This window comes from Kitasatospora sp. NBC_01302, assembly GCF_035976515.1.
Lineage (GTDB): Bacteria > Actinomycetota > Actinomycetes > Streptomycetales > Streptomycetaceae > Kitasatospora.
In genome coordinates this window covers 6,624,526-6,648,595 of the sequence record NZ_CP108404.1, presented here as the reverse complement: position 1 = coordinate 6,648,595, position 24,070 = coordinate 6,624,526, and the positions used below count along the sequence as shown (strand labels likewise).

Sequence of the window (24,070 nt, the reverse complement as noted above, 5' to 3'; positions counted from 1 at the left end):
CCGAAAGGAGTCGGACATCGCGTCGAGTCGTTCGTGTCACATTGACATGATGGCCATCGTCAGACTGACGCGAACGGGTTATCATAGATAACGTCAGATAGACGAGAAGGCTGGGAGTGTCCGGCCGCATCAGGAGGGCACCCGCCCGTGACCACCACCGTTGACACCACGTTCACCGAGCCGACCGCCACGCCGCTCGCCCTGCTGCTGCTCGGCCGCCAGGCCGACCCGAACAGCGAGCGCGGCGTGGAGTGCCCCGGCGACCTCCCGCCCGCCTCCGACCCGGACCTGGTGGAGCGCGCCCGCGCCGCCAAGGCCGAGCTCGGCGACCGGGTGTTCATCCTGGGGCACCACTACCAGCGCGACGAGGTCATCGAGTTCGCCGACGTCACCGGTGACTCCTTCAAGCTCGCCCGGGACGCCGCCGGCCGTCCGGAGGCCGAGTACATCGTCTTCTGCGGCGTGCACTTCATGGCCGAGTCCGCGGACATCCTCACCGGCGACGCCCAGCGGGTCATCCTGCCCGACCTCGCGGCCGGCTGCTCGATGGCCGACATGGCCACCGCCGAGCAGGTCGCCGAGTGCTGGGACGTGCTGACCGAGGCCGGCATAGCCGACGTCACCGTCCCGGTCTCGTACATGAACTCCTCCGCCGACATCAAGGCCTTCACCGGCCGGCACGGCGGCACCATCTGCACCTCCTCCAACGCCAAGCGCGCACTGGAGTGGGCCTTCGAGCAGGGCCAGAAGGTGCTCTTCCTGCCGGACCAGCACCTGGGGCGCAACACCGCGGTGCGGGACATGGGCTTCTCGCTGGACGACTGCGTGCTCTACAACCCGCACAAGCCGAACGGCGGGCTGACCGCCGAGCAGCTGCGGGACGCCAAGATGATCCTGTGGCGCGGCCACTGCTCGGTGCACGGCCGGTTCACGGTGGACTCGGTCGCGGAGGTCCGCGAGCGGATCCCGGGCGTGAACGTGCTGGTGCACCCCGAGTGCCGCCACGAGGTGGTCGCGGCAGCCGACGAGGTGGGCTCGACCGAGTACATCATCAAGGCCCTGGAGGCCGCCGAGCCCGGCTCCAAGTGGGCGATCGGCACCGAGCTCAACCTGGTCCGCCGCCTCGCCAAGGCGCACCCGGACAAGGAGATCGTCTTCCTGGACCGCTCGGTCTGCTTCTGCTCCACGATGAACCGGATCGACCTGCCGCACCTGGTCTGGGCGCTGGAGTCGCTGGTCGAGGGGCGGGTGCCGAACGTGATCACCGTCGACCCGGAGACCGAGAAGTACGCCAAGGCCGCGCTGGACCGGATGCTGGCCCTGCCGTAACGGCACCGGCCGAGGCAGCGCGAACGGCTGAGGGGCGGCGCCCACCTGTGGTGGGTGCCGCCCCTCAGCCGTTCGTCCCTACTCCGGCAGACCCGGAATCAGTCCGTCGCCCTCGGTCCGCAGCAGCTCGCGGACCTGATCGAGCGACGCGCCCTCGTCCGGCAGGATCAGCTCGGACGGCTCCAGCGAGTCGTCCGGCAGCGGGGAACCGACCTCGCGGACCGCGCTGAGCAGGCTGCCCAGGCTGGCCCGGAAAGCCTTCTCGTCCCCCGATTCCAGAGCGGTGAGCAGCTCGTCGTCGAGCTGGTTCAGCCGGTTCAGGTGCTCGTCCGCCACCTGGAACTGGCCCTCACCCATGATCCTCATGATCATGCTGGCGTCTCTCCCTGCTGTCGAAGCGGCCGACGTTACTTGTGGTAGTTGATGCTCGGCGGCGGGGTGTCCTGCTGTGCCTGGCCACCACCGTGCTGCTGAGCGCCACCACCGTTGCCCTGCTCGATCGCGGCCGGGCCCGACGAGGGCCCACCGCCGAGCTCGGCCTTCATCCGGGCCAGCTCCAGCTCGACGTCGCTGCCGCCGGCCACCCGCTCCAGCTCGGCCTCGATGTCGTCCTTGCGGCCCAGGCCGCTGGAGTCGTCCAGCGCGCCCGAGGCGAGCAGCTCGTCGATCGCACCGGCACGGGCCTGCATCTGCGCGGTCTTGTCCTCGGCCCGCTGGATCGCGAGGCCCACGTCGCCCATCTCCTCCGAGATCCCGGAGAAGGACTCCGCGATCCGGGTCTGCGCCTGGGCGGCGGTGTAGGTGGCCTTGATGGTCTCCTTCTTGGTGCGGAAGGCGTCCACCTTGGCCTGCAGCCGCTGGGAGGCGAGCGTGAGCTTCTCCTCCTCGGCCTGGAGCTGCTGGTACTGCACCTCCAGGTCGTTGATCTGCGACTGCATCGCGGACTTGCGGGTGAGCGCCTCGCGCGCGAGGTCCTCACGGCCCAGGGAGAGCGCCTTGCGGCCCTGGTCCTCGTACTTCGCGGACTGCTGCTGGAGCTGCGTCAGCTGCAGCTCCAGGCGCTTGCGCGAGGTGGCGACGTCCGCCACGCCCCTGCGCACCTTCTGCAGCAGTTCAAGCTGCTTCTGGTACGAGTAGTCGAGCGTCTCGCGCGGATCTTCTGCACGGTCCAGGGCCTTGTTGGCCTTGGACTTGAAGATCAGCCCCATACGCTTCATGATTCCGTCGCTCATGGGCCTCGGGTGCCCCCTTCTCCGGCCTGCGGTTTCTATCTCGTACCGAAATCTACTGCGAGTGTATGTGCAGCGGGGTCACCACCGCAGTACACCTACCTGCAACAAGAGTGCTACGGCCGCGGCCCCGCTGCCTCCTACCCCAGGTGGATCTCCCGGCCCGCTCCCTGACAGGGCCCCGGGGCGATGCCTCGGGGGATGGGGGTGTTCGGGAGGCCAGCACGTACGCTTGTCGTGTGTTCCGACGCCGTTCAGACGAATCCCCCTCCTCCGCCACCGTGCTGGCCGAGCAGGACGACGCGCCCGCAGGCCGCGACCCGCAGGCCCCCAAGGGCCGCCCGACGCCCAAGCGCAGCGAGGCCGAGGCCAACCGGCGCACCCGGGTGACGGTCCCCAAGGACCGCAAGGAGGCCGCCAAGCAGTCGCGCGAGCGCATGCGCTCAGAGCGCGAGAAGCAGCGCCTCGCGCTGCTCAACGGTGACGAGCGCGCGCTGCCGGCCCGCGACAAGGGCCCGGTGCGCCGCTTCACCCGCGACTACATGGACTCGCGCTGGTCGCTGGCCGAGTTCTTCCTGCCGTTCGCCGTGGTGATCCTGGTGCTCAGCGTGCTGCGCGTGCCGGCGCTGCAGCTGCTCTCCACGCTGCTCTTCGCCCTCTTCCTGGTGCTGGTCATCGTCGACTTCCTGCGCCTGGGCCTCGGGCTGCGCAAGTCGCTGGCCAACCGGTTCCCGGAGGAGAGCCACCGCGGCGCGGTCGGCTACGGCCTGATGCGCAACCTGCAGATGCGTCGACTGCGGCTGCCCAAGCCGCAGGTGAAGCGGGGCGAGCACCCCTGACCGCCGAGCCGCTGCCGTACGACTGGGCCCCCGCCGCGCAGAACGCGTCGGGATCCGGTCTGTACGCGCTGCCCGGCCAGCTGGGGGGCCAGCACGACCGGGACCCGCAGCAGGCGGGGTACGGCTACGGCACCCCCCATCCCGGCGGCCACCCCGGCGGCCCCGCCCCCTCCTACGGCAACCCGCACGGGCTGCCGGCCCGCAGCGGCTCCTTCGCCGGCGGGGCGGGGGCCTGGCTGGAGCGCCAGGGCGGCCTGCACAACCTGGTCCGCCAGGAGATGGTGGCCCGCCAGCTGGCCGAGCAGCTCGCCGCGCACTTCGGCGAGCGCGCCCAGCTGACCCCGCTGCGGGTGCTGGACGTCGGCTGCGGCCAGGGCACCCAGGCGGTGCGGCTGGCCCGGGCCGGCCATCTGGTCACCGGGCTGGACGCGGATCCGGTCACGCTCGGCGCCGCCCAGGCGATGCTGGCCGCCGAGCCGCCGGAGGTCCGCGAGCGGGTCCGGCTGCTGAGCGGCGACGGCCACCACTGCGGGCGCTGGTTCGGGCCCGGCAGCTTCGACGTGGTGCTCTGCCACGGCGTGTTGATGTACCTGCCCGACCCGGACCCGCTGATCGCCTCGCTGGCCCGGATGATCGCGCCCGGCGGCCTGCTCTCGCTGCTGGCCCGCAACCGGGACGCGCTGGCCATGCGGGCCGGACTGACCGGCGACTGGCGCGCGGCGCTGCAGGCCTTCGACTCCGACCACTACACCAACCGGCTGGGCCTGACCGCCCGGGCCGACCGGCTGTGCGACCTGGTCACCACGCTGCGCGAGGTCGCGGTGCCGCTGCGGCACTGGTACGGCGTGCGGATCTTCACCGACGCCATGCCGGACCACGCCGCACCGGTCGACGGGCGCCAGCTCGGCCAGCTGCTGGAGGCCGAGGACCGGGCCGGGCGCGAGGACCCGTACCGGCAGGTCGCCGCGATGCTCCACCTGGTCGGGACCAAGTAGCCGCACGCGGCCGGTCCGGGCGCTACGGCTGTCAGGCCTCGCGCAGGCTCATCGGGTAGATCTCCTGGTCGTCCTCCAGCAGGACCACCCGCTCGACGCCGTCCGCCAGCAGCCGCTTCCACTCCTCGCCGATCCACGACTCGGCGTCGCCCTGGCTGGAGAACTCCTCGGCCTCGCCGGCCGGCGTGACGACCGCGCCGTCCGTCGCCTCGTACCGCCACGTCCACACCATGCCCGGCTCCCTCACTTCCGCTGCCCGCCGGCGCTGGCCGGCCGGTGCTCGATCCGCATGTCCGCGCAGGCTACCGCGCAGGGGTCAGGCTGCCCGCCGCACCGCCGCTCAACCCCGTGCAGCAGGATGGGCCGCATGACTCGCACCCTGATCCTCGGCGGCGCCCGGTCCGGCAAGTCCACCCGGGCCGAGGCGCTGCTGCTCGACCAGCCCGACGTGCTGTACCTGGCCACCGGCGGCCACCGGGAGGACGACGCCGACTGGGCGCGGCGGATCGCCCTGCACCGCGAGCGGCGTCCGGCGGGCTGGCGCACCGCCGAGACCGTCGACCTGGTGCCGGTGCTGGCCGACGGCACCGACCCGGCACCGGTGCTGATCGACTGCCTGGGGCTCTGGCTGACCACCGTGATGGACCAGGCGGACGCCTGGGACGACGCGGCCTGGGAGCAGGGCGCCGCCCGCGCGGTGGAGCAGCGGTGCGCCGAGCTGGCCGAGGCGGTGCGGCACACCGGGCGCCGGGTGGTGGCGGTGAGCAACGAGGTGGGGCTGGGCGTGGTGCCGGCCACCGCGGCCGGGCGGCGCTTCCGCGACACCCTGGGCCGGCTGAACATGGCGGTGGCCGAGGCCGCGGACCAGGTGCTGCTGGTGGTGGCCGGGCAGGCCATGACGATCAAGGGGGGCGGCCGGCCCGCCACCGGCTGACCCCTGGGTGAGAAGCCCGCCGCACCCCGGACAGCCCGACCCCCGGTTGGTATGGTTCCGCACGATGGACACCACTGTGGATCTCGATTCCTTCGCCTCGCTCGTGGAGCGCCCCGACGACGTCGCCCGGCGCGCCGCCGAGGATCGCTGGCTGGCGCTGGACAAGCCGCGCGCCGGTCTGGGTCAGCTGGAGGAGCTGGGCAGCTGGCTCGCCTCCGTCCAGGGGGGCACCCGGGCACGCGCGCTCAGCGCGCCCAAGGTGCTGCTCTTCGCCGCCGATCACGGCATCGCCTCGCTCGGGCTCTCCAAACTGCCGGCCGACGGCGGCACCGTGCGGCGGGTGCGCGCGGCCCTGGACGGCAGCGCGCCGGTGGCCCGGCTGGCCCGCCGCTACGGTGCCGGGCTGCGGGTGATCGACCTGGCGGTGGACGCGGACGCCGAGGAGTTCGGCTTCGAGGTCAGCCGCTACCGGGTGCGCCGTGGTTCGGGGCGGATCGACACCGAGGACGCGCTGAGCGCCGACGAGGCCGCCCAGGCGTTCCGGATCGGCATGGCGATCGCCGACGAGGAGGCCGACCTCGGCACCGACCTGGTGCTGCTCGGCGACCTCGGGGTCGGCTCGACCACGGTGGCGGCCGTGCTGATCGGCGCGCTCTGCGGCACCGACGCCGCCGCGGTCTGCGGCCGCGGCTCGGGCATCGACGACCGGACCTGGATGGTCAAGTGCGCCGCGATCCGCGACTCGCTGCGGCGCGCCCGCCCCGTGCTCGGCGACCAGCTGGGGCTGCTCGCGGCCACCGGTGGCGCCGACTTCGCGGCGATGACCGGCTTCCTGCTGCAGGCCGCCGTGCGGCGGCTGCCGGTGGTGCTGGACGGCGTGGTCTCGGCCGCCTGCGCGCTGATCGCCCAGCGGATCTCCTTCCGCGCCCCGGAGTGGTGGCGGGCCGCGCTGCTGACCGGTGAGCCCGCACTGGCCAAGGCCTACGACCGGCTCACCCTGACCCCGCTGCACGACCATCAGGTCACCATGGGCGAGGGCGTCGGCGCCCTGCTGGCCCTGCCGCTGCTGCAGGCCGCCTCCGACACGCTCGCCGAGGAGTCCTTCGTGCCCGCCCCGGCGGCGCCCGCGGAGCCCGCCAGGCTGCCCACCGCCGCCGAGCTGCTGGGCCGGCTCTGAGCGCCGCTGAAGCTCGCGAACTCCGCCTGCCCGGACTGCGGTTCGCCTTCGGGACGCTCTCCGTGCTGCGGGTGCGGGTGGCGCGCTGGGACCGGGAGGCGGGCGGCCGGGCGATGATCGCCGCGCCGCTGGTCGGGCTGGTGCTGGGCGCGGCGGCCGGCGGACTGGGGGCGCTGGTCTGCTGGCGCGGCGGGCCGCTGCTCGGCGCGGTGGCGTCCGTCGCCGCCCTGGCCGCGCTGACCCGCGGGCTGCACCTGGACGGGCTGGCGGACGTGGCCGACGGGCTGGGCAGCGGCAAGCCAGCCGAGGACGCGCTGCGGATCATGAAGCAGTCCGACATCGGCCCGTTCGGCGTGCTCAGCCTGGTGCTGCTGATGCTCGCTCAGATCGCGGCGCTGAGCAGTCAGTTCGCACACTCCGAAGGGCGCGGTGCGCTCGCCGTGCTGACCGCCGCGGTGGCCGGGCGGTGCGCGCTCGGCTGGGGCTGCCTGCGTTCGGTGCCCGCCGCTCGGCCCGGTGGCCTGGGGGCGATGGTGGCCGCCACCGTGCCACTGCCGGCGGCGCTGACCGCCACTCTGCTCAGCGCCGCGGGGCTGGCCCTGCTGGGCGCCCACCCGCGCTACGCCCTCGCCCTGACGCTCGGTCAACTGGCCGCCGCCGCACTGCTGCAGCGCTGCCTGCGCCGGTTCGGCGGGATCACCGGCGACGTGCTCGGCGCGCTGGTGGAGACGGCGGCACTGGCCGCACTGCTGGTGCTCGCCCTCGGCCCGTGAGCCCGAGGTGAACCCCGCGGCGGCTGCGGCCGTACTCAACCCCGGTGAACCCGTGCGGAATCTGCCCCGAAATCCGTCCCGAATCCTTACGGACGCCCGGGCGCGGCGGTATCCCACCATGCGGACTACCATGCGGTGAGCACTGTAGCCCTGCGCCGTCACGGCGGAGCATGCTGGGGCTGTTGCCATACCGCATAAATCCGGCCGTGGACCGCGAAAGAACAGGACGCAAATACGTGACTGCATTGTCTGTGAGCACCTCCTCCGCCGCCGCGCTGCGCGCGGATGCCGTGGTCGTCGGCGTGGCGAAGGGCCCCAAGGGCCTGGTCGTGGCCCCCGGCGCCGAGGCACTGGTCGAGGCCTTCGACGGCAAGCTGGCCGACGTTCTGACCACCCTGGGCGCCACCGGCGCCGAGGGTGAGACGGTGAAGCTGGCCGCTCCGGCCGGTCTGAAGGCCGGCTTCGTGCTGGCCGTCGGCCTGGGCGAGGCTGCCGATGCCGGCTACACCGAGGAGGCGCTGCGCCGGGCCGCCGGCGTTGCCGCGCGCACCCTGGCCGGCGCGAAGAAGGCCGGCCTGGCGCTGCCGGCCGAGTCGGCCGAGCAGGTCGAGGCCGTGGCCCTGGGCGGTCTGCTGGGCGCCTACGACTTCACCGCCTACCGCACCAACGGCGGCGGCAAGGAGCCGGTCGGCGAGCTGATCGTGCTGACCACCCGCAAGGGCAGCAAGGACGCCAAGGCCGGCCTGGAGCGCGCCACCGTGCTCGGCGAGGAGATGAACCGGGCCCGCGACCTGATCAACACCCCGCCGAACGACCTGCACCCCAAGGCCTTCGCCGCCATCGCGCAGGCGGCCGGCAAGGAGCACGGCATCAAGGTCGAGGTGCTCGACGAGAAGGCGCTGGCCAAGGGCGGCTTCGGCGGCATCCTGGGCGTCGGCATCGGCTCGGCCAACCCGCCCCGCCTGGTCAAGCTGGCCTACACCCACCCGAAGGCCAAGGCCACGCTGGCCTTCATCGGCAAGGGCATCACCTACGACTCGGGCGGCATCTCGCTCAAGCCGGCCGGCCACAACGAGACCATGAAGTGCGACATGTCCGGCGCCGCCGCCGTGTTCGCCGCCGTGGTAGCCGCCAAGCGCCTGGGCCTGGCCGTCAACGTCACCGGCTGGCTGGCGCTGGCCGAGAACATGCCCTCGGGCTCGGCCACCCGCCCCGGCGACGTGCTGCGGATGTACGGCGGCAAGACCGTCGAGGTGCTCAACACCGACGCCGAGGGCCGCCTGGTGCTGGCCGACGCGATCGTGCGGGCCGGCGAGGAGACCCCGGACGCGATCGTCGACGTGGCCACCCTGACCGGCGCGATGGTGATGGCGCTGGGCACCCGCACCTTCGGTGTGATGGCCAACTCGGACGACTTCCGCGACCGGCTGCACGCCGTCGCCGGGCGCGCGGGCGAGCAGTCCTGGCCGATGCCGCTGCCGGCCGAGCTGCGCAAGGGCATGGACTCGCCGGTGGCCGACCTGGCCAACATGGGCGAGCGGATGGGTGGCGGTCTGACGGCCGGCATCTTCCTGCAGGAGTTCGTGGCCGACGGCATCGACTGGGGCCACCTGGACATCGCCGGCCCGGCCTTCCACGAGGCCGCGCCGTACGGCTACACCCCCAAGGGCGGCACCGGCAGCGCCGTGCGCACCCTGGTGCAGCTCGCGCAGGAGACCGCGCAGGGCTGAGCCTTCCGCTGAGCGAGGGGGCCCGGTGTCACTGGACGCCGGGCCCCCTCGGCCTTTCCGGCCCGTCCGGACAGCGGCCCGACCGGGCTAGTTGTCGATGTATCGATTTTTCCGCCGGTTACCGATCAGTAGCAGTCAGGGGCCGTCCACCTGCGGATTCGACCGCTGTTCGCCTCCGGCGAAACTTTGTTCCACAGGGTGGAATCCCGGCCCGGACGGATCGGCACGACCGCCCAGCCGGGCCGCGTCAAGGCCGCGTTGACCTGCGTCGACAGGGTCGACGACGGGTCTTCGCAGCCCTGCGGAGGCGGTCGCACACCCCCCGCAGGGTGGACCCCGACACCAGCGGCCGTGAACAAGTGCGAAGATGTATTTCCGGCACGACTGGGCGCCCCACAAGGGCTTCCCGCACACCGGACCAGCACCGGCCCGGACGGATCCACACCCCATGGCATGGAGGACGTGACGTGGCGAACGACGCCAGCACCGTTTTCGACGTAGTCATTCTCGGAGGCGGAAGCGGCGGTTACGCCGCGGCGCTCCGCGCCGCTCAGCTGGGTCTGAGCGTGGCCCTGATCGAGAAGGGCGAGCTGGGCGGTACCTGCCTGCACCGGGGCTGCATCCCCACCAAGGCGCTGCTGCACGCCGCCGAGATCGCGGACGAGACGAAGGAAGCCGCCGAGTTCGGCGTGCTGGCAACCTTCCAGGGCATCGACATCAACGGCGTCCACAAGTACAAGGACGACGTGATCGCCGGCCTGTACAAGGGCCTGCAGGGCCTGGTCGCCTCCCGCAAGGTGCACTTCATCCAGGGCGAGGGCCGGCTCTCCTCGCCGACCTCGGTGGATGTCAACGGCCAGCGGGTCGAGGGCCGCCACATCGTCCTCGCCACCGGCTCCGTGCCGAAGTCGCTGCCGGGCCTGGCCATCGACGGCGACCGGGTCATCTCCTCCGACCACGCCCTCAAGCTCGACCGGATCCCGAAGTCGGCCGTCATCCTCGGCGGCGGCGTGATCGGTGTCGAGTTCGCCTCCGTCTGGAAGTCCTTCGGCGTCGACGTCACCATCGTCGAGGCCCTGCCGCACCTGGTTCCGCTGGAGGACGAGAACTCCTCCAAGCTGCTGGAGCGCGCCTTCCGCAAGCGCGGCATCAAGTTCGAGCTCAAGGCCCGCTTCTCGGGCGTGGAGTACACCGAGACCGGTGTGCGCGTCTCCACCGAGAACGGCAAGCAGATCGACGCCGACCTGCTGCTCGTCGCCATCGGCCGCGGCCCCGTCTCGGCGGGCCTCGGCTACGAGGAGGCCGGGGTCGCGATGGACCGCGGCTACGTCCTGGTCGACGAGTACATGCGCACCAACGTGCCCACCATCTCGGCCGTCGGCGACCTGGCCCCGACCCTGCAGCTGGCGCACGTCGGCTTCGCCGAGGGCATCCTGGTGGCCGAGCGGCTGGCCGGCCTCAAGGCCGTGCCGATCGACTACGACGGCGTGCCGCGGGTCACCTACTCCAACCCCGAGGTCGCCTCGGTCGGCATCTCCGAGGCCAAGGCCGTGGAGCTGTACGGCAAGGACAAGGTCGTCACGCTCAAGTACAACCTGGCCGGCAACGGCAAGAGCAAGATCCTCAAGACCGCCGGCGAGATCAAGCTCGTCCAGGTCAAGGACGGCGCCGTGGTGGGTGTCCACATGGTCGGCGCCCGCATGGGTGAGCAGGTGGGCGAGGCCCAGCTCATCTACAACTGGGAGGCGCTGCCCGCCGAGGTCGCGCAGCTCATCCACGCCCACCCGACCCAGTCCGAGGCGCTGGGCGAGGCCCACCTGGCCCTGGCCGGCAAGCCGCTGCACGCGCACGACTGATCGCGCCAGCCCGTCCTTACATTCCCTGAACTTCCTGAACGCAAGACTTGATAGGAGTCGCTGAAACCATGGCGGTCTCAGTAACGCTGCCCGCGCTGGGCGAGAGCGTGTCCGAAGGTACTGTCACCCGCTGGCTGAAGGCCGAGGGCGAGCGAGTGGAGGCCGACGAGCCGCTGCTCGAGGTGTCGACCGACAAGGTCGACACCGAGATCCCCGCGCCGGCCTCCGGCATCCTCGCGTCGATCAAGGTCGCCGAGGACGAGACGGTCGAGGTGGGCGCCGAGCTGGCGATCATCGACGACGGCTCGGGCGCCCCGGTCGCGGCTGCCGCCCCGGCCGCCGAGGCCCCGGCCGCCGAGGCCCCGGCCGCTCCGGCCCCGGTCGCCGCCCCCGCTGCCCCGGCCCCCGCGCCGGCTGCTCCGGCCCCGGTCACCGCTCCGGCCGCCCCCGCCGGCGACGCCACCCCGGTGCTGCTCCCCGCCCTGGGCGAGTCGGTCACCGAGGGCACCGTCACCCGCTGGCTCAAGGCCGAGGGTGACACCGTCGAGGTCGACGAGCCGCTGCTCGAGGTCTCGACCGACAAGGTCGACACCGAGATCCCCTCGCCGGTCGCCGGCGTCGTGGTGAAGATCCTGGTCGGCGAGGACGAGACCGCCGAGGTCGGCGCCCAGCTCGCGCTGATCGGCGCGGCGGGCGCGGTCGCGGCTGCTCCGGCCGCCCCTGCCGCTCCGGCCCCGGCTGCCGCCCCTGCCGCCCCGGCCCCCGCGCCGGCTGCTCCGGCCCCGGCTCCGGTCGCTGCCCCGGCCCCGGCCGCTCCGGCCCCGGTCGCCGCCGCCCCGGCCGCTCCGGCCCCGGCTGCCGCCCCCGCTGCCCCGGCCCCCGCGCCGGCTGCTCCGGCCCCGGTCGCCGCTCCGGCCGCCCCCGCCGCCGACGCCGGTGACGCCTACGTCACCCCGCTGGTCCGCAAGCTCGCCGCCGAGCACGGCGTCGCGCTCTCCACCGTCGCCGGCACCGGCGTCGGCGGTCGGATCCGCAAGCAGGACGTGGTCGCCGCCGCCGAGGCCGCTGCTGCCGCCGCCGCTGCGCCGGCCCCGGTCGCGGCTGCCGCCGCGCCGAAGGCCGCTGCCGCCGCGCCGTCGCCGCTGCGCGGACAGACGGTCAAGATGACCCGGATGCGCAAGGTCATCGGCGACAACATGCTGAAGGCCCTGCACGAGCAGGCCCAGCTGACCAGCGTGGTCGAGGTGGACGTCACCAAGGTCATGAAGCTGCGCGGCAAGGCCAAGGACGCCTTCCTCGCCCGCGAGGGCGTGAAGCTGTCCCCGATGCCGTTCTTCGTCAAGGCCGCCGCCCAGGCCCTGAAGAGCCACCCCTCGATCAACGCCCGGATCAACGAGGCCGAGGGCACCATCACCTACTTCGACATCGAGAACATCGGTATCGCGGTGGACTCCGAGAAGGGCCTGATGACCCCGGTCATCAAGGGTGCGGGCGACCTCAACCTGGCCGGTATCTCCAAGAAGACCGCCGAGCTGGCCAGCAAGGTGCGCGGCAACAAGATCACCCCGGACGAGCTGTCCGGCGCCACCTTCACCATCAGCAACACCGGCTCGCGCGGTGCGCTGTTCGACACCGTCATCGTGCCGCCGAACCAGGTCGCCATCCTGGGCATCGGCGCGACGGTCAAGCGCCCCGTGGTCATCGAGACCGAGGAGGGCACCGTCATCGCCGTCCGCGACATGACCTACCTGTCGCTCTCCTACGACCACCGCCTGGTGGACGGCGCCGACGCCGCCCGCTACCTGGTGGCCGTCAAGGAGATCCTGGAGTCCGGCGAGTTCGAGGTCGAGCTCGGCCTGTAGCCCCGGCTTGCCGTCAGCGGTGAACGTCGGCCGGCCCGCCCCGCTCGGGGCGGGCCGGCCGACGGCGTTTCCGAGCACACCACGGCACGGCCCGCCACCCCCCGTTCACCCGAACCGGGGGCGTGGCGCGAGTGGCGCGGGCGCGGATGGTGTGCGTTTGCCACGTAGAACAGGGATGCTGGAGCGGTGATGTACGAGACGGACTTCTGGCAGATCATCGACGAGTGCCGCGACGCCGCCGACGGTGATCCGGACGACCAGGCCGACCTGCTGGTGGAGCGGCTCGCGCAGCTGACGCCGGACGAGGTGATCGACTTCGCGCGACTGTTCGAGGCGCGGTTCCAGCGCGCGTACACCCGGGAGCTGTGGGGTGCCGCCTACCTGATGCTGGGCGGCGCGTCGGAGGACGCCTTCGACTACTTCCGCTGCTGGCTGATCGCGCAGGGCCGGGAGGTGTTCGAAGGGGCGCTCTACCACCCGGACGACCTGGCGGAGCTGGTGCCCGACTTCGACGAGGAGGAGGACGGCGACGCCGAGGAGTTCGGCTACGCCGCCGACGAGGCGCACGAGCAGCTGACCGGGCTGCCGCTGCCGGACCTGGGCAACAACCAGCCCCGGCTGCCCGAGGGGCCGCGGTTCGACTTCGCCGACGGTGCGGAGATGGCGAAACGATTCCCCAAGTTGTGGGAGATCTACGGGGATTGAGGCGCACCTGAGCGCCCGGACGCCGGCCGGCGGCCGGGCGCTCAGGTGGCGTTCGGGGCGGTGGCCGCCGGCTGGATGCCGGTGGCGATCTGGTCCAGCACGGCGGGGCCCGGGGCCTGCGGGTCGTCGTCCACCGAGCCCACCATGGTGGTGAAGCCGCCGCCGGGGGCCGGCAGGGCGATCAGCAGCAGGTAGCCGGGGCCGGCCTGGGCGGGCACCACGTGCCAGCGGACCGCGAAGCCGCTCTGCCCGGCCACCGTGACCGGTCCGCTGGCCAGCTCCTCGTGCGAGTCGAGCTGGCCGAAGAGCTGCGGCGCGTAGTCGGACATGGTCTGGCGGGCCACCGTCTGCGCGTCCGGGCCGCTCGCCGTCCTGCTGTCGATCTCGAAGTTGCCGCGCACGCAGCCGCCCGGGGTGGCGCACTGGTAGGGGCCGGTGACCAGCAGGAGGGTGGTGGCGGCGTCGTGCTGGGCCACGGACCAGCCCTGGGGCAGCGGGACGCTCCAGTTGTGCGCGGCGTCCGGCACCGGTCCGGCGCCGGGCGAGGCCGGGGACGCGTCCGGCGGGACACTGCCCGGCGAGGCCGTGCCGGGGGCGGGGATGCCGGGCGGGAGGGCGCCGGCCCCGGCCGACGGCGGCCCGGCGGGCGTGGTGACGGGGCCGGTGGGGCGCACGGGTGCGCCGTTGCCGGACGGGCCGGTGGCGCTCGGCAGCGGGCCGTGGCCGGCGACGGGCGGCAGCGCCGCGGCGACGGGCCTGCTGCGACTGCTGTGCAGGAACACGATCGAGACCCCGACCGTGAGCACCACCACGATCAGCGCCCCCGCCAGCGCTCCGACGATCAGGCCGGTGCGCCTGCGGGCGGGCGGCGGTGCCGGGTAGTCGGGCGACCGGTAGCCGAAGGGCGGCGGCACCGCCGCGGGGCCCGGCAGCAGCGGCGCGGGGGCCTGCGGCTGGGCCGGGGCCTGGGCCGGGGTCGCAACCGGCGCGGGGTAGCCGTAGCCGATGCCCTCGGCCGGCTCGGGTATGGCCGGATGGCCGTAGGCCGGGGAGGCGTCGGAGAGCGAGCTGGGCGGCTCGGCGGGACCGGCGACCACCGGCCGGGCGGACGGCTGGGGGGCCGGTGCGGGGGCGAGCGGCGGGGCCGGCGGGACGGCTCCGGGCGGTAGGACGGCTCCAAGCGGCGGGACGGCCGACGGCGGCGCGGCCCCGTCCCGGCTCCCGTGCGGGGCCGTGGCGAACGGCGCACCCGACGGCGGCAGCGGCCGGGTGCGGGCGGTCCACGCCGTACCGTCCCAGAAGCGCTCGCGGGCGCCGTGTGCGCCTGCGGCGGGCTCCGGGTCGGGGTACCAGCCGGGAGGGGTGAAGTTGCTCACCGCCGTACCGTATCGGGCCCGGTGAACCCACGTCAGCGGTGCCCCGACCAGCGGCGCGCAGGCGGGTCGCGGTCCGCCCGGCCGCCGGGTCCTGCCAGGATGGCGGCATGCGCATCGCTGTCACCGGTTCCTCGGGCCTGATCGGCTCCGCCCTCGTCCGCTCGCTGCTGGCCGACGGCCACCAGGTGGTACGGCTGGTGCGCCACCGCCAGGCGCTGGGCCCGCGGCCCGACGGCTCGGTGGCGATCGGCTGGAACCCGGCCCGCGGCGAGCTGGACCGGGCCGGCCTGGAGGGCACCGGGGCGGTGGTGCACCTGGCGGGCGCCGGGGTGGCCGAGCGCCGCTGGACCCCCGCCTACAAACAGGAGATCCACGACAGCCGGGTGCTCGGCACCCGCACGCTGGCCACCGTGCTGCCGACCCTGGACACCCCGCCCGCCGTGCTGGTCAGCGGCTCGGCCGTCGGGTACTACGGGCAGACCGGGGCCCGGCCGATCGACGAGACGGCACCGGCCGGGGACGACTTCCTGGCCCGGGTCTGCATGGACTGGGAGGGCGCGGCGCAGCCCGCCGCCGACGCCGGGATCCGGGTGGTCCACCCGCGCACCGGGCTGGTGCTCAGCGCGGCCGGCGGTGCCGGCGGGCGGCTGTTCCCGCTCTTCAAACTGGGGCTCGGCGGCCGGCTGGGCTCCGGGCAGCAGTACTGGAGCTTCATCTCGCTGGCCGACCAGGTCGCCGCGCTGCGGTTCCTGATCGACCACCCGGAGCTGACCGGTCCGGTCAACCTGACCGCGCCGGAGCCGGTGACCAACGCCGAGCTCACCGCCTCGCTGGGCCGGGTGCTGCGGCGCCCGACGCCTTTCCCGGTACCGGAGTTCGCGTTGCAGCTGGCGCTGGGCGAGATGGCGGTGGAGGTGGTGGGCAGCCACCGGGTGCTGCCGGCCAAGCTGCTGGCGGCGGGGTTCGCCTTCGCCCACCCGGAGGTCGACCAGGCGGTGCGCGCCGCGCTCTGAGCCGGGTCCGTCCGCTGCCGGCGCAGCGCGCAGAGGGGCGCACGCTACGGCGCACGGCGCCCGCGCATGCCCCCAGGCGTGCTACCGGCGCAGGGCGGAGCCCATCGATCCGGGCCAATGCCCTTGCCTGATCAAGCTTCTGACGGGGCATCACCCCGGGGAACCGTCCCGGCACCCCGCAGCCGTCCGCCGGCCGGAGCTCCGGGACCAGGGAGGGAGCTCGCTCGTGACGCCACAGGACATCACCCGCCGCAACCGCGACGACGACCCCGATGTGATCGTCGTCGGTGCGGGTCTGGCCGGCCTGGCCGCCGCCCGGTCGCTGACCTCCGCCGGACTGGACGTCCAGGTGCTGGAGGCGACCGAGCGGATCGGCGGCCGGATGGCCGGCCACCACCTGGACGGCTACCGGCTGGACCACGGTGGTCAACTGCTCAACACCGGCTTCCCCGAGCTGGTGCGCCGACTCGACCTGGACGGGTTGGAACTGCGCCCGCTGGCCCCCGGCGTGCTGGTGCACAGCGGTGGACGCCGCTACCGGGTCGGCGACCCGCACCTGCCGACCGCCCGCCAGGCCACCAGCCGCTCACCACTGGGCAGCCCGCTGGAGAAGGCCCGGCTGGGGTCGGCGCTCAGCCGGCTGGCCGCCGCCCCGGCCCAGCGGCTGCTGGCCCGCCCCGAGACCAGTACCGCCCGCGCGCTGGCGGAGCGCGGACTGCCGCCCAAGATGGTGGACGGCTTCCTGCGCCCGCTGCTCACCGCGCTACTCAGCGACCCGGCGCTCGGCACCAGCAGCCGGGTCGCCGACCTGGTGCTGCGCGGCTACGCCCGCGGTCACCTCGCGCTGCCCGCCGCCGGCACCGCGGCCGTCCCCGAGCAGCTGGCCGCCGGCCTGCCGGCGGGCACGGTGCGGCTGGGCGTGCGGGTGGCGGCGGTCGGCGCGGACGGGGTGTGGACCGAGGAGCACGGACGCCTCGGCGCGCGCGCCGTGGTGCTGGCCACCGACGCCCGGTCGGCGGCCGAGCTGCTGCCGGGCCTGCGGTTACCCGACTTCCACCCGGTGACGACCTACTACCACACCGCCGCCGGGACGCCGCTGGAGGAGGCGGTGCTGCTGCTGGACGGCGACCGCACACACGGACCCGCACCGGTCTCGCACTCGCTGGTGCTCAGCCAGGTGCACGCGTCCTACGCCCCGGCGGGCCGCACGCTGGTGGCCACCACCGTGCTCGGCCGCCGCGCCTTCGGCACCGGCGGGCCCGCCGCCCTGGAACCGGCGGTGCGCGCGCGGCTGACCGAGCTCTACGGGGTGTCGACGCGCGAGTGGGAGTTCCTGAGCGTGCGCCACCTGCCGGACGCGGTACCGGCGATGCCGCCACCGCACAACCTGCGCCGCCCGGTGCGGGTGCTGGCCGGGCTCTACGTCTGCGGCGACCACCGGGACACCAGCAGCGCCCAGGGTGCGCTGGTGTCAGGGCGGCGGGCCGCCGAGGCGGTGCTGCGCGACCTGGACGTGTCCCGGTCGACCGAGGTCAGCCAGGCACGGGCGGCCTGAGCGTTCGGACCGGCCGACGGGAGCCCGGGCAGCACGATCGACCTGCTCGTCCACGCCGAGGGCTTCACCGCCGCCACACCGGTTAAGGGGGCGGCGGTGAAGCCGGCGCAGCGGCAGCTCAGCGCGGTCGGTGGCCGATGGGCGCTCAGATCACCCCCGCCTGCCGGGCCGACTCCTCAAAGGCGCGGGCCGCCGGGCTGCCGCGGTAGGGGGCCAGCCGGCGGTGGAAGTCGCGCAGGTACTCCACCGTGCGGGCCGAGCGCATCTCCCCAGCCGCGCGCAGCGCCTCGGTGGCCAGCGCGCAGGACTCGTCCAGGTCGCCCATGCCGAGCCGGGCGGCGGCCAGCACGATCCGGCAGAAGACCCGGCTGCGCGCGTAGGCGGCGCCGCGCAGCCGCAGCGACTTCTCCGCGTGCTGGGCGGCCGGGCGCCACTGCTGGAGGTCCCGGTAGCAGTGGGCGAACTCGTCGGCGAGCTGGGCCTCGTCGAAGTAGCGGGCCCAGCTGGGCAGGTCGTCGCCGCTGCGGGCGAGCGCGAGGGCCCGCTCGGAGCGGACCAGCGCCGTGGTGCACGAGCGGGCGTCGCCCAGGACGCCGTGCCCGCGCGCCTCGGCGGCGTGCATCAGCGCCTGGATGGTGGCCGGGGCCGCGGTGCCGACGCCCTGCTGCGCCACCCTGGCCAGCTGGACCGCCTCCCGGCCGTGGCCGAGGTGCACCGCCTGCTGGCTCATGGTGATCAGCACATGGCCGCCGAGCACCCGGTCGCCGGCCGCCTGGGAGAGCCGCAGCGCCTGGACGAAGTAGCGCTGCGCCAGGCCGTGCGCGGCGATGTCGAAGGACGTCCAGCCGGCCAGCCTGGTGAGGTCGGCGACGGCGGCGAACAGCGCCCGGCCGATCTGCTCGCCGTAGCGGCCCCGCAGCATCGGCTCGGCCTCGCTCTCCAGGTAGCGCACCAGCGCCTGGCGGGCGTGGCCGCCGCCGTAGGCGTTGTCCAGCGCGCGGAACAGGTCGCCGACCGCCCGGACGGCGGCGATGTCGCCGCGCCCGACCCGCAGACCCGCGCGGGCCACCCGCGCGCTCGCCTCGGCCGGGCCGGCCTGGGCCGGCAGGGTCGCCGTCCTGGTGCCGGAGACCAGCGGTCGCCGTGCCTGCGAGGGCACCCGCCCCGCCGGGGTGACCCGGGGCGCGGCGGGCCCGGCCCCGCGGGGCGGCGGGTCGGCGTGGTCCACGGCCGGGTCGAGCCGGGCCAGCGGGCCGTCCGGTCCGGCGACGTAGATGCCCGCCGAACCGTCCCGGGCCACCTGCTCGTCGCTGCGGCCGATCAGCCAGTCCCGGCTGGGCACCACCAGGCCGGCCGGGGTGAAGGCGATCCGGCGCAGCTCGGACTGCGGCCCGGTGTCCTTGCGCCACATGCTGGCGACGATGTCCACGGCCTCCTGCGGGGTCTCGGCGAACTCCAGGCCCGCGTAGACCGGGGCGCAGGCGTCCAGGCCGATGTCCTGGGCGGACAGCCGCCGGCCGAGCCGCCGGGTGAAGACCTCCGCGATCAGGGCGGGGGTGGCGCCCCTGGGCTGCTGACCGCGCAGCCAGCGGGTGACCGAGGTCTTGTCGTAGCGCAGGTCGAGCCCGTGCTCCAGGCCCAGCTGGTCGACCCGGCGGGCCAGGCCCGCGTGCGAGAAGCCGGCCTCCTCGATCAGCGCGGCGAGCAGCGGGTTCTGCGCGCGGGCGGACTCGGCGCGGGCCGGGGTCTCGCCCGGTGGGCTGTGGTGGAGCTCGGCCGGCCCCAGCGGATGGTCGTCGGGGCGGTGCTGGAGGTCGTCGTCGTCCAGGCCGGGCCGACCCTCCAGGGGGCGCGGCTCGTGCAGTGCGTCCTCGCCGTCCAGATCGTCCAGCCGGTGCTGGCCGTCCGGACCGTGCTGGTCGTCCAGCCGGTGCTGGTCGTCCAGATCGTGCTGGTCGTCCAGATCGTGCTGGTCGTGCTGCTGGCTGTGCTGGTCGTCCGGCCGGTGCGCGCGGCGGTCGGCGAGCGGCGAGCCGTCCTGGCGTTGCGAGGGCAGGGCGGGCGCGCCGGAACGGTCCGGCTCGCCACGCCGTTCGTGCGGGGCCAGCGGGTCGAGCGGATCGTAGGCCGGGCTGTCGGTTGCAGGCCGTTGGGACATGTCAGTCAACACCTCTCGGACGCCGCGGTCCGGCCCCCCGGTGCCGTGCGCGACGCCCCTGTCGGGAATCGGCGTGAATGTAGCGAGCATTCGGGCGCTATGGGTGGATCTGGGCGGGCAATCCTCCGAACGGGTGAAGAGCACGCGTCCGTTCTGAGGAAGGTGCGGCGCTCGGGGTTTGGGCCGCGCGCGCCCCGAGCGCGCCCTCCCACCATGGCTTTCACCGCTACTCGTGTGCCGATGACTGTGGCGGCGGAGCACACGTCACGGCCTTCCCGACCGGCGCCGTGATCTGACAGCATGTCGGGCACCATGGACGACCCCGGCGCCCCACCCGCCGGCGACACCGCCGGCGACCCGTCCGTCAACACCGCCGCCCCGGCGCTGCGACGGCTGCTCGACCTGCTCGCCGCCGGGGCCGCCGCCGAGGACTTCCCCGAGGTGCTCGCCGAGGCCCGCCGTCTGGGCGCCTCCCCCGCCGTGCTCGCCGAGCTGGAGGAGGGCACCCGGCAGGCGCTGCGGGTGCACCGGACGCTGCGTCAGCATCGGCGCCGTGAGGTCGAGTTGACGGCGCTCTTCGACACCGCCACCGACCTGGCCGCCTCCCGCGACCTGGACGCGGTGCTGCGCGCGATCGTGCGCCGGGCCCGGCAGCTGCTGGGCACCGACACCGCCTACCTGACGCTGCCCGACCCGGCGGCCGGGGACACCTACATGCGGGTCACCGACGGCTCGGTCTCGCCACTCTTCCAAGGGTTGCGGCTGGGCCTCGGGGACGGCCTGGGCGGCCTGGTCGCGCAGCGGGCCCGGCCGTACGCGACCGGCGACTACCGCACCGACGAGCGGTTCCGGCACACCGGCCGGATCGACGCCGGGGTGCTGGAGGAGGGTCTGGTGGCGATCCTCGGGGTGCCGCTGCTGGTGGGCGCCGACCCTTCCGAGACAGGCCCCAGGGTGATCGGGGTGCTGTTCGCCGCCGACCGCGCGCCGCGCGTCTTCGCGCCCGACCAGGTGGCCCTGCTCTGCTCGCTGGCCGCGCACGCCGCGGTCGCCCTGGACACCGCGGGCGTGCTGGCCGACACCCGCACGGCGCTGGCCGAACTGAACGCCGCCAACGCCGGGTTGAACACCGCCAACACCGTCATCCAGGCGCACGCGACCGCCGTCCAGCGCGCCGAGCAGGCCCACGACCGGCTCACCGACCTGGTGCTGCGCGGCGCCGACCTGGCGGAGCTGGCCGCCGAGATGGCCACCCTGCTGGGCGGCGAGGTCGCGGTCCACGACGCCGAGGGGCACCCGCTGTCGGGCCGTCAGACCGCGCCGCGCCGACTGGCCGAGGCCGTGGAGCGCTCGCGCACCGAGGGGCGGGCGGTGCGGCACGACGGCGGATGGGTGCACGCGGTGCTGGCCGGGCAGGAGCCGCTGGGCAGCCTGGTGCTGCGCGGGCCGGACGCGCTGGACGACCCGGACCGGCGGCTGTTCGAACGGGCCGGCGTGGTGACCGCGCTGCTCCTGCTGCTGCGCCGCTCGGTCGCCGAGGGCGAGAACCGGGTCCGCGGCGAACTGCTCACCGACCTGCTGACCTCCCCCGACCGCGACCAGGCCGGGCTGCTGGCCCGCGGGCGCCGCCTCGGGGTGGACCTCGCCCGCGGCCACCTGCTGCTGGTCGCCGAGGCCGAGCCGGACGGGCGGGCCCGGCTCGCCGGCGCCGCCGCGCAGTACCTGTTCGGGCTGCGCGGCCGGGGCGGCGCCCGCGGGGTGAGCGCCGAGCACGACGAGGCGGTGGTGCTGCTGCTCCCGCAGGACGCCGCCGGCCCGCCCGAACAGGCCGCCCGGGAGGCCGCCGAGCGGCTGGCCAGGCTGACCGGCGGACCCGTGACGGTGGGCGCCGGACGCCCCGCCACCGGGCCGCCGGCCCTCGCGGCCGCCTGCGCCGAGGGCCGGCGCTGCGTGCGCGCGCTGCGGGTGCTGGGCCGGGCCGGACAGGGGGCCTCGGTCGAGTCGCTGGGCTTCCTCGGCGTGCTGCTCGGCGACGGGCACCAGGTGAGCGGCTTCGTCACCCGCACGCTCGGACCGCTGCTGGCCTACGACGCGCGCCGGGGCACCGAGCTGGTGCACACGCTGCGGGCCTACTTCGCCTGCGGCGGCAGCCTGACCCGGGCCAAGGACGAGCTGCACGTGCACGTGAACACCGTCGTCCAGCGCCTGGACCGGGTGGGACAGCTGCTCGGGGCCGACTGGCAGGAGCCGGAGCGGGCGCTGGAGCTGCAGCTGGCGCTGCGCCTGCAGCTGCTGGCCTGAGCCCGCCCGCAGGGCCGTCCGGGTGCCCCGCGACCCCTCTCGGACATCAGATCGAGCGGGCGTACAGTGGCGAGGTTGGGTCGCGGTCGGTCGCGAACGCCTGGGCAAGGAGCAGCGGTGAGCGAGAACGTGCGGTTCGTCCGGATGCGCATCGGCGAGGGCGCGGTGCCGTACCAGGAGGCGTGGGAGGAGCAGCAGCGGCTGCACGCGCTGCGGCTGGCCGACGAGATCCCCGACACCGTGCTGCTGCTCGAACACCCGCCGGTCTTCACCGCCGGCAAGCGCACCAAGCCCGAGGACCTGCCGCTGGACGACACCCCGGTGGTGCAGGTCAACCGGGGCGGCGAGGGCACCTGGCACGGCCCCGGGCAGCTGGTCGGCTACCCCATCGTCAAGCTGCCGGAGCCGATGGACGTGGTCGCCTACGTCCGCCGGCTGGAGGAGGCGCTGATCCGGGCCTGTGGCGACCTCGGCGTCACCAGCAGCAGGGTGGAGGGCCGCAGCGGGGTCTGGGTGCTGGGCCAGGAGCTGCCCGACGCCGCCGTCGACCCGGCCAAGGTGATCGACATCGGCAAGCTGACCCTGCGCCTGGGCCTGCCGCTGGGCATCGACCCGCGCCTGGCCGGCCCCGAGTACGCGCCCTCCAACGCCGGACAGCGCGGGGACGACCGCAAGCTCGCCGCGATCGGGGTCCGGGTGGCGCGCGGCGTGACGATGCACGGGTTCGCGCTCAACTGCAACCCGGACATGACCTGGTTCGACCGGATCATCCCGTGCGGCATCCGGGACGCAGGCGTCGGCTCGCTCTCCACCGAGCTGGGCCGCGACGTGACCGTCGCCGAGGTGGCGCCGGTGGTGGAGCGGCGGCTGGCCGAGGTCTTCGCCGCGCTGCCCGAGCCCGCGCTGGCCCGCTGAGGCCCTGCCCGAGCCCGCGCTGGCCCGCTGAGACCCTGTCCGAGCACCGGGGCGCTCGGGAATCTCCCGGTGCCGAGCGCTGTTGCCCTGCGAATGCGGGGCACACGCCCAGCACAGGCCGCACAAGCAGAGGCGTACCCTGGGGTACCCCGTCCCACTTCGTTCATAGGAGCCGCACGTGTCCGCTGTCGCGCCCGACGGCAGGAAGCTTCTCCGCCTGGAGGTCCGCAACAGCGAGACCCCCATCGAGCGGAAGCCCGAGTGGATCAAGACCCGGGCGAAGATGGGCCCGGAGTACAACGCCCTCCAGTCGCTGGTGAAGAAGGAGGGGCTGCACACGGTCTGCCAGGAGGCCGGCTGCCCCAACATCTTCGAGTGCTGGGAGGACCGTGAGGCGACCTTCCTGATCGGCGGGGACCAGTGCACCCGGCGCTGCGACTTCTGCCAGATCGACACCGGCAAGCCCGCCGAGTTCGACCGTGACGAGCCGCGCCGGGTGGCCGAGTCGATCGTCACCATGGACCTCAACTACGCCACCATCACCGGCGTCGCCCGCGACGACCTGGCCGACGGCGGCGCCTGGCTGTACGCCGAGACGGTTCGCCAGGTGCACGCGATGACCGCCGAGCGGGCCGCCGGTCGCACCGGCGTCGAGCTGCTGATCCCGGACTTCAACGCGGTGCCCGAGCAGCTGGCCGAGGTCTTCTCCTCGCGTCCCGAGGTACTGGCGCACAACGTCGAGACGGTGCCGCGGATCTTCAAGCGGATCCGCCCGGCGTTCCGCTACGAGCGCTCGCTGGACGTCATCACGCAGGCGCGGGCCGCGGGCCTGGTGACCAAGTCCAACCTGATCCTGGGCATGGGCGAGACCCGCGAGGAGGTCAGCCAGGCGCTGGCCGACCTGGTCGGGGCGGGCTGCGAGCTGATCACCATCACCCAGTACCTGCGCCCCTCGGTGCGCCACCACCCCGTGGAGCGCTGGGTCAAGCCGCAGGAGTTCGTGGAGCTGCAGGAGGAGGCCGAGGAGCTCGGCTTCGCCGGCGTGATGTCCGGGCCGCTGGTGCGCTCCTCCTACCGCGCCGGCCGGCTGTACCGCCAGGCGCTGGAGCACCGCGCGCGCACGACGGTCTGACGCGCGCCTGACGCGTGGTGGGGCCCGGAGCACGCTCCGGGCCCCACCGGCGTATCCGGCCGACGGCTGGCTGCTGGCGGCTGGCGGCTGGCGGCTGGCGGCTGGCGGCTGGGGATGCTCGCGAGGGGACGCCCGCGAGGTGACCCGGGGCTGGCGACGGGTGGCGGCCCGTAACGATTTCCTGCTCGGTT

At 74.3% G+C, this 24,070-nt stretch carries 20 protein-coding genes; 15 read left to right on the top strand and 5 right to left on the bottom strand.

Annotation, left to right across the window (positions count from 1 at the left end):
* The first annotated feature begins 147 nt into the window (after nucleotides 1-147).
* The gene (nadA, locus tag OG294_RS29190) at nucleotides 148-1,329 is read left to right on the top strand and encodes a quinolinate synthase NadA (protein WP_327069529.1); all 1,182 of its coding nucleotides are present in this window, start codon (nucleotides 148-150) and stop codon (nucleotides 1,327-1,329) included.
* Between the two features lie 78 nt (nucleotides 1,330-1,407).
* Here nadA and pspAA read toward each other — a convergent pair whose 3' ends face one another.
* Both pspAA and OG294_RS29180 read right to left on the bottom strand, forming a co-directional pair.
* Entirely contained in the window at nucleotides 1,408-1,701 is a 294-nt protein-coding gene (pspAA, locus tag OG294_RS29185) for a PspA-associated protein PspAA (RefSeq protein ID WP_327069528.1), read from the bottom strand.
* Nucleotides 1,702-1,736: 35 nt separating this feature from the next.
* Nucleotides 1,737-2,546: a PspA/IM30 family protein gene (locus OG294_RS29180; protein ID WP_327069527.1), complete on the bottom strand. Its 810-nt coding sequence runs from the start codon at nucleotides 2,544-2,546 to the stop codon at nucleotides 1,737-1,739.
* Nucleotides 2,547-2,797: 251 nt separating this feature from the next.
* Between OG294_RS29180 and OG294_RS29175 the strand changes: the two genes are divergently transcribed.
* Nucleotides 2,798-3,397, top strand: a complete 600-nt coding sequence (locus tag OG294_RS29175; protein ID WP_327069526.1) for a DUF3043 domain-containing protein — start codon at nucleotides 2,798-2,800, stop codon at nucleotides 3,395-3,397.
* 278 nt (nucleotides 3,398-3,675) lie between these two features.
* Nucleotides 3,676-4,392, top strand: coding sequence for a class I SAM-dependent methyltransferase (locus tag OG294_RS29170; RefSeq protein WP_327069525.1), 717 nt, complete (start codon nucleotides 3,676-3,678; stop codon nucleotides 4,390-4,392).
* A gap of 31 nt (nucleotides 4,393-4,423) precedes the next feature.
* Here OG294_RS29170 and OG294_RS29165 read toward each other — a convergent pair whose 3' ends face one another.
* Nucleotides 4,424-4,624: a hypothetical protein gene (locus OG294_RS29165; protein ID WP_327069524.1), complete on the bottom strand. Its 201-nt coding sequence runs from the start codon at nucleotides 4,622-4,624 to the stop codon at nucleotides 4,424-4,426.
* A gap of 135 nt (nucleotides 4,625-4,759) precedes the next feature.
* Between OG294_RS29165 and cobU the strand changes: the two genes are divergently transcribed.
* From cobU to OG294_RS29130, 7 genes are all read left to right on the top strand, one after another.
* Entirely contained in the window at nucleotides 4,760-5,326 is a 567-nt protein-coding gene (gene cobU, locus OG294_RS29160; RefSeq protein ID WP_442789239.1) for a bifunctional adenosylcobinamide kinase/adenosylcobinamide-phosphate guanylyltransferase, read from the top strand.
* Between the two features lie 64 nt (nucleotides 5,327-5,390).
* A complete protein-coding gene (locus tag OG294_RS29155) occupies nucleotides 5,391-6,503 on the top strand; it encodes a nicotinate-nucleotide--dimethylbenzimidazole phosphoribosyltransferase (RefSeq protein ID WP_327069523.1) in 1,113 nt (370 codons plus the stop codon).
* Nucleotides 6,500-7,276 (top strand): adenosylcobinamide-GDP ribazoletransferase, encoded by a 777-nt coding sequence (locus tag OG294_RS29150; protein ID WP_442789366.1) that lies wholly within the window; start codon nucleotides 6,500-6,502, stop codon nucleotides 7,274-7,276. Before OG294_RS29155 ends, OG294_RS29150 begins: the two co-directional genes overlap by 4 nt.
* A gap of 236 nt (nucleotides 7,277-7,512) precedes the next feature.
* A complete protein-coding gene (locus OG294_RS29145; RefSeq protein WP_327069522.1) occupies nucleotides 7,513-9,006 on the top strand; it encodes a leucyl aminopeptidase in 1,494 nt (497 codons plus the stop codon).
* Between the two features lie 467 nt (nucleotides 9,007-9,473).
* On the top strand, nucleotides 9,474-10,862 hold the full coding sequence (lpdA, locus tag OG294_RS29140) for a dihydrolipoyl dehydrogenase (protein ID WP_327069521.1): 1,389 nt from the start codon (nucleotides 9,474-9,476) through the stop codon (nucleotides 10,860-10,862).
* 68 nt (nucleotides 10,863-10,930) lie between these two features.
* On the top strand, nucleotides 10,931-12,724 hold the full coding sequence (gene sucB, locus OG294_RS29135; protein ID WP_327069520.1) for a 2-oxoglutarate dehydrogenase, E2 component, dihydrolipoamide succinyltransferase: 1,794 nt from the start codon (nucleotides 10,931-10,933) through the stop codon (nucleotides 12,722-12,724).
* A 189-nt stretch (nucleotides 12,725-12,913) separates the two neighbouring features.
* Nucleotides 12,914-13,429 carry a DUF4240 domain-containing protein gene (locus OG294_RS29130; RefSeq protein WP_327069519.1) on the top strand — a complete coding sequence of 172 codons (516 nt, stop codon included), beginning with the start codon at nucleotides 12,914-12,916 and terminating at the stop codon, nucleotides 13,427-13,429.
* Nucleotides 13,430-13,470: 41 nt separating this feature from the next.
* Here OG294_RS29130 and OG294_RS29125 read toward each other — a convergent pair whose 3' ends face one another.
* Nucleotides 13,471-14,805, bottom strand: a complete 1,335-nt coding sequence (locus tag OG294_RS29125; protein ID WP_327069518.1) for a DUF2510 domain-containing protein — start codon at nucleotides 14,803-14,805, stop codon at nucleotides 13,471-13,473.
* Between the two features lie 107 nt (nucleotides 14,806-14,912).
* Here OG294_RS29125 and OG294_RS29120 point away from each other — a divergent pair, with 107 nt between their 5' ends.
* Both OG294_RS29120 and OG294_RS29115 read left to right on the top strand, forming a co-directional pair.
* Nucleotides 14,913-15,818, top strand: coding sequence for a TIGR01777 family oxidoreductase (locus OG294_RS29120; RefSeq protein ID WP_327069517.1), 906 nt, complete (start codon nucleotides 14,913-14,915; stop codon nucleotides 15,816-15,818).
* 226 nt (nucleotides 15,819-16,044) lie between these two features.
* A complete protein-coding gene (locus tag OG294_RS29115) occupies nucleotides 16,045-17,373 on the top strand; it encodes an NAD(P)/FAD-dependent oxidoreductase (protein WP_327069516.1) in 1,329 nt (442 codons plus the stop codon).
* A 145-nt stretch (nucleotides 17,374-17,518) separates the two neighbouring features.
* Here OG294_RS29115 and OG294_RS29110 read toward each other — a convergent pair whose 3' ends face one another.
* A complete protein-coding gene (locus OG294_RS29110; RefSeq protein ID WP_442789365.1) occupies nucleotides 17,519-19,159 on the bottom strand; it encodes a regulator in 1,641 nt (546 codons plus the stop codon).
* A gap of 684 nt (nucleotides 19,160-19,843) precedes the next feature.
* On the opposite strand from OG294_RS29110, the gene OG294_RS29105 reads away from it, so the two are divergent.
* The 3 genes from OG294_RS29105 (at nucleotide 19,844) to lipA (ending at nucleotide 23,879) form a co-directional block, all read left to right on the top strand.
* On the top strand, nucleotides 19,844-21,832 hold the full coding sequence (locus OG294_RS29105) for a helix-turn-helix domain-containing protein (RefSeq protein WP_327069515.1): 1,989 nt from the start codon (nucleotides 19,844-19,846) through the stop codon (nucleotides 21,830-21,832).
* 144 nt (nucleotides 21,833-21,976) lie between these two features.
* Entirely contained in the window at nucleotides 21,977-22,747 is a 771-nt protein-coding gene (lipB, locus tag OG294_RS29100; protein WP_327071705.1) for a lipoyl(octanoyl) transferase LipB, read from the top strand.
* A 178-nt stretch (nucleotides 22,748-22,925) separates the two neighbouring features.
* Complete coding sequence (lipA, locus tag OG294_RS29095; RefSeq protein ID WP_327069514.1) at nucleotides 22,926-23,879, top strand: lipoyl synthase; 954 nt, start codon at nucleotides 22,926-22,928, stop codon at nucleotides 23,877-23,879.
* Nucleotides 23,880-24,070 lie beyond the last annotated feature (191 nt).

What these genes read in the sequence shown, in the direction of transcription:
- sucB (WP_327069520.1), top strand. Translation starts at nt 10,931, where the DNA reads ATGGCGGTCTCAGTAACGCTGCCCGCGCTGGGCGAGAGCGTGTCCGAA.
- pspAA (WP_327069528.1), bottom strand. Translation starts at nt 1,701, where the DNA reads ATGATCATGAGGATCATGGGTGAGGGCCAGTTCCAGGTGGCGGACGAG.
- lipB (WP_327071705.1), top strand. Translation starts at nt 21,977, where the DNA reads ATGCGCATCGGCGAGGGCGCGGTGCCGTACCAGGAGGCGTGGGAGGAG.
- OG294_RS29120 (WP_327069517.1), top strand. Translation starts at nt 14,913, where the DNA reads ATGCGCATCGCTGTCACCGGTTCCTCGGGCCTGATCGGCTCCGCCCTC.
- OG294_RS29105 (WP_327069515.1), top strand. Translation starts at nt 19,844, where the DNA reads ATGGACGACCCCGGCGCCCCACCCGCCGGCGACACCGCCGGCGACCCG.
- OG294_RS29165 (WP_327069524.1), bottom strand. Translation starts at nt 4,624, where the DNA reads ATGGTGTGGACGTGGCGGTACGAGGCGACGGACGGCGCGGTCGTCACG.
- cobU (WP_442789239.1), top strand. Translation starts at nt 4,760, where the DNA reads ATGACTCGCACCCTGATCCTCGGCGGCGCCCGGTCCGGCAAGTCCACC.
- OG294_RS29180 (WP_327069527.1), bottom strand. Translation starts at nt 2,546, where the DNA reads ATGAAGCGTATGGGGCTGATCTTCAAGTCCAAGGCCAACAAGGCCCTG.
- OG294_RS29130 (WP_327069519.1), top strand. Translation starts at nt 12,914, where the DNA reads ATGTACGAGACGGACTTCTGGCAGATCATCGACGAGTGCCGCGACGCC.
- OG294_RS29170 (WP_327069525.1), top strand. Translation starts at nt 3,676, where the DNA reads ATGGTGGCCCGCCAGCTGGCCGAGCAGCTCGCCGCGCACTTCGGCGAG.
- OG294_RS29155 (WP_327069523.1), top strand. Translation starts at nt 5,391, where the DNA reads ATGGACACCACTGTGGATCTCGATTCCTTCGCCTCGCTCGTGGAGCGC.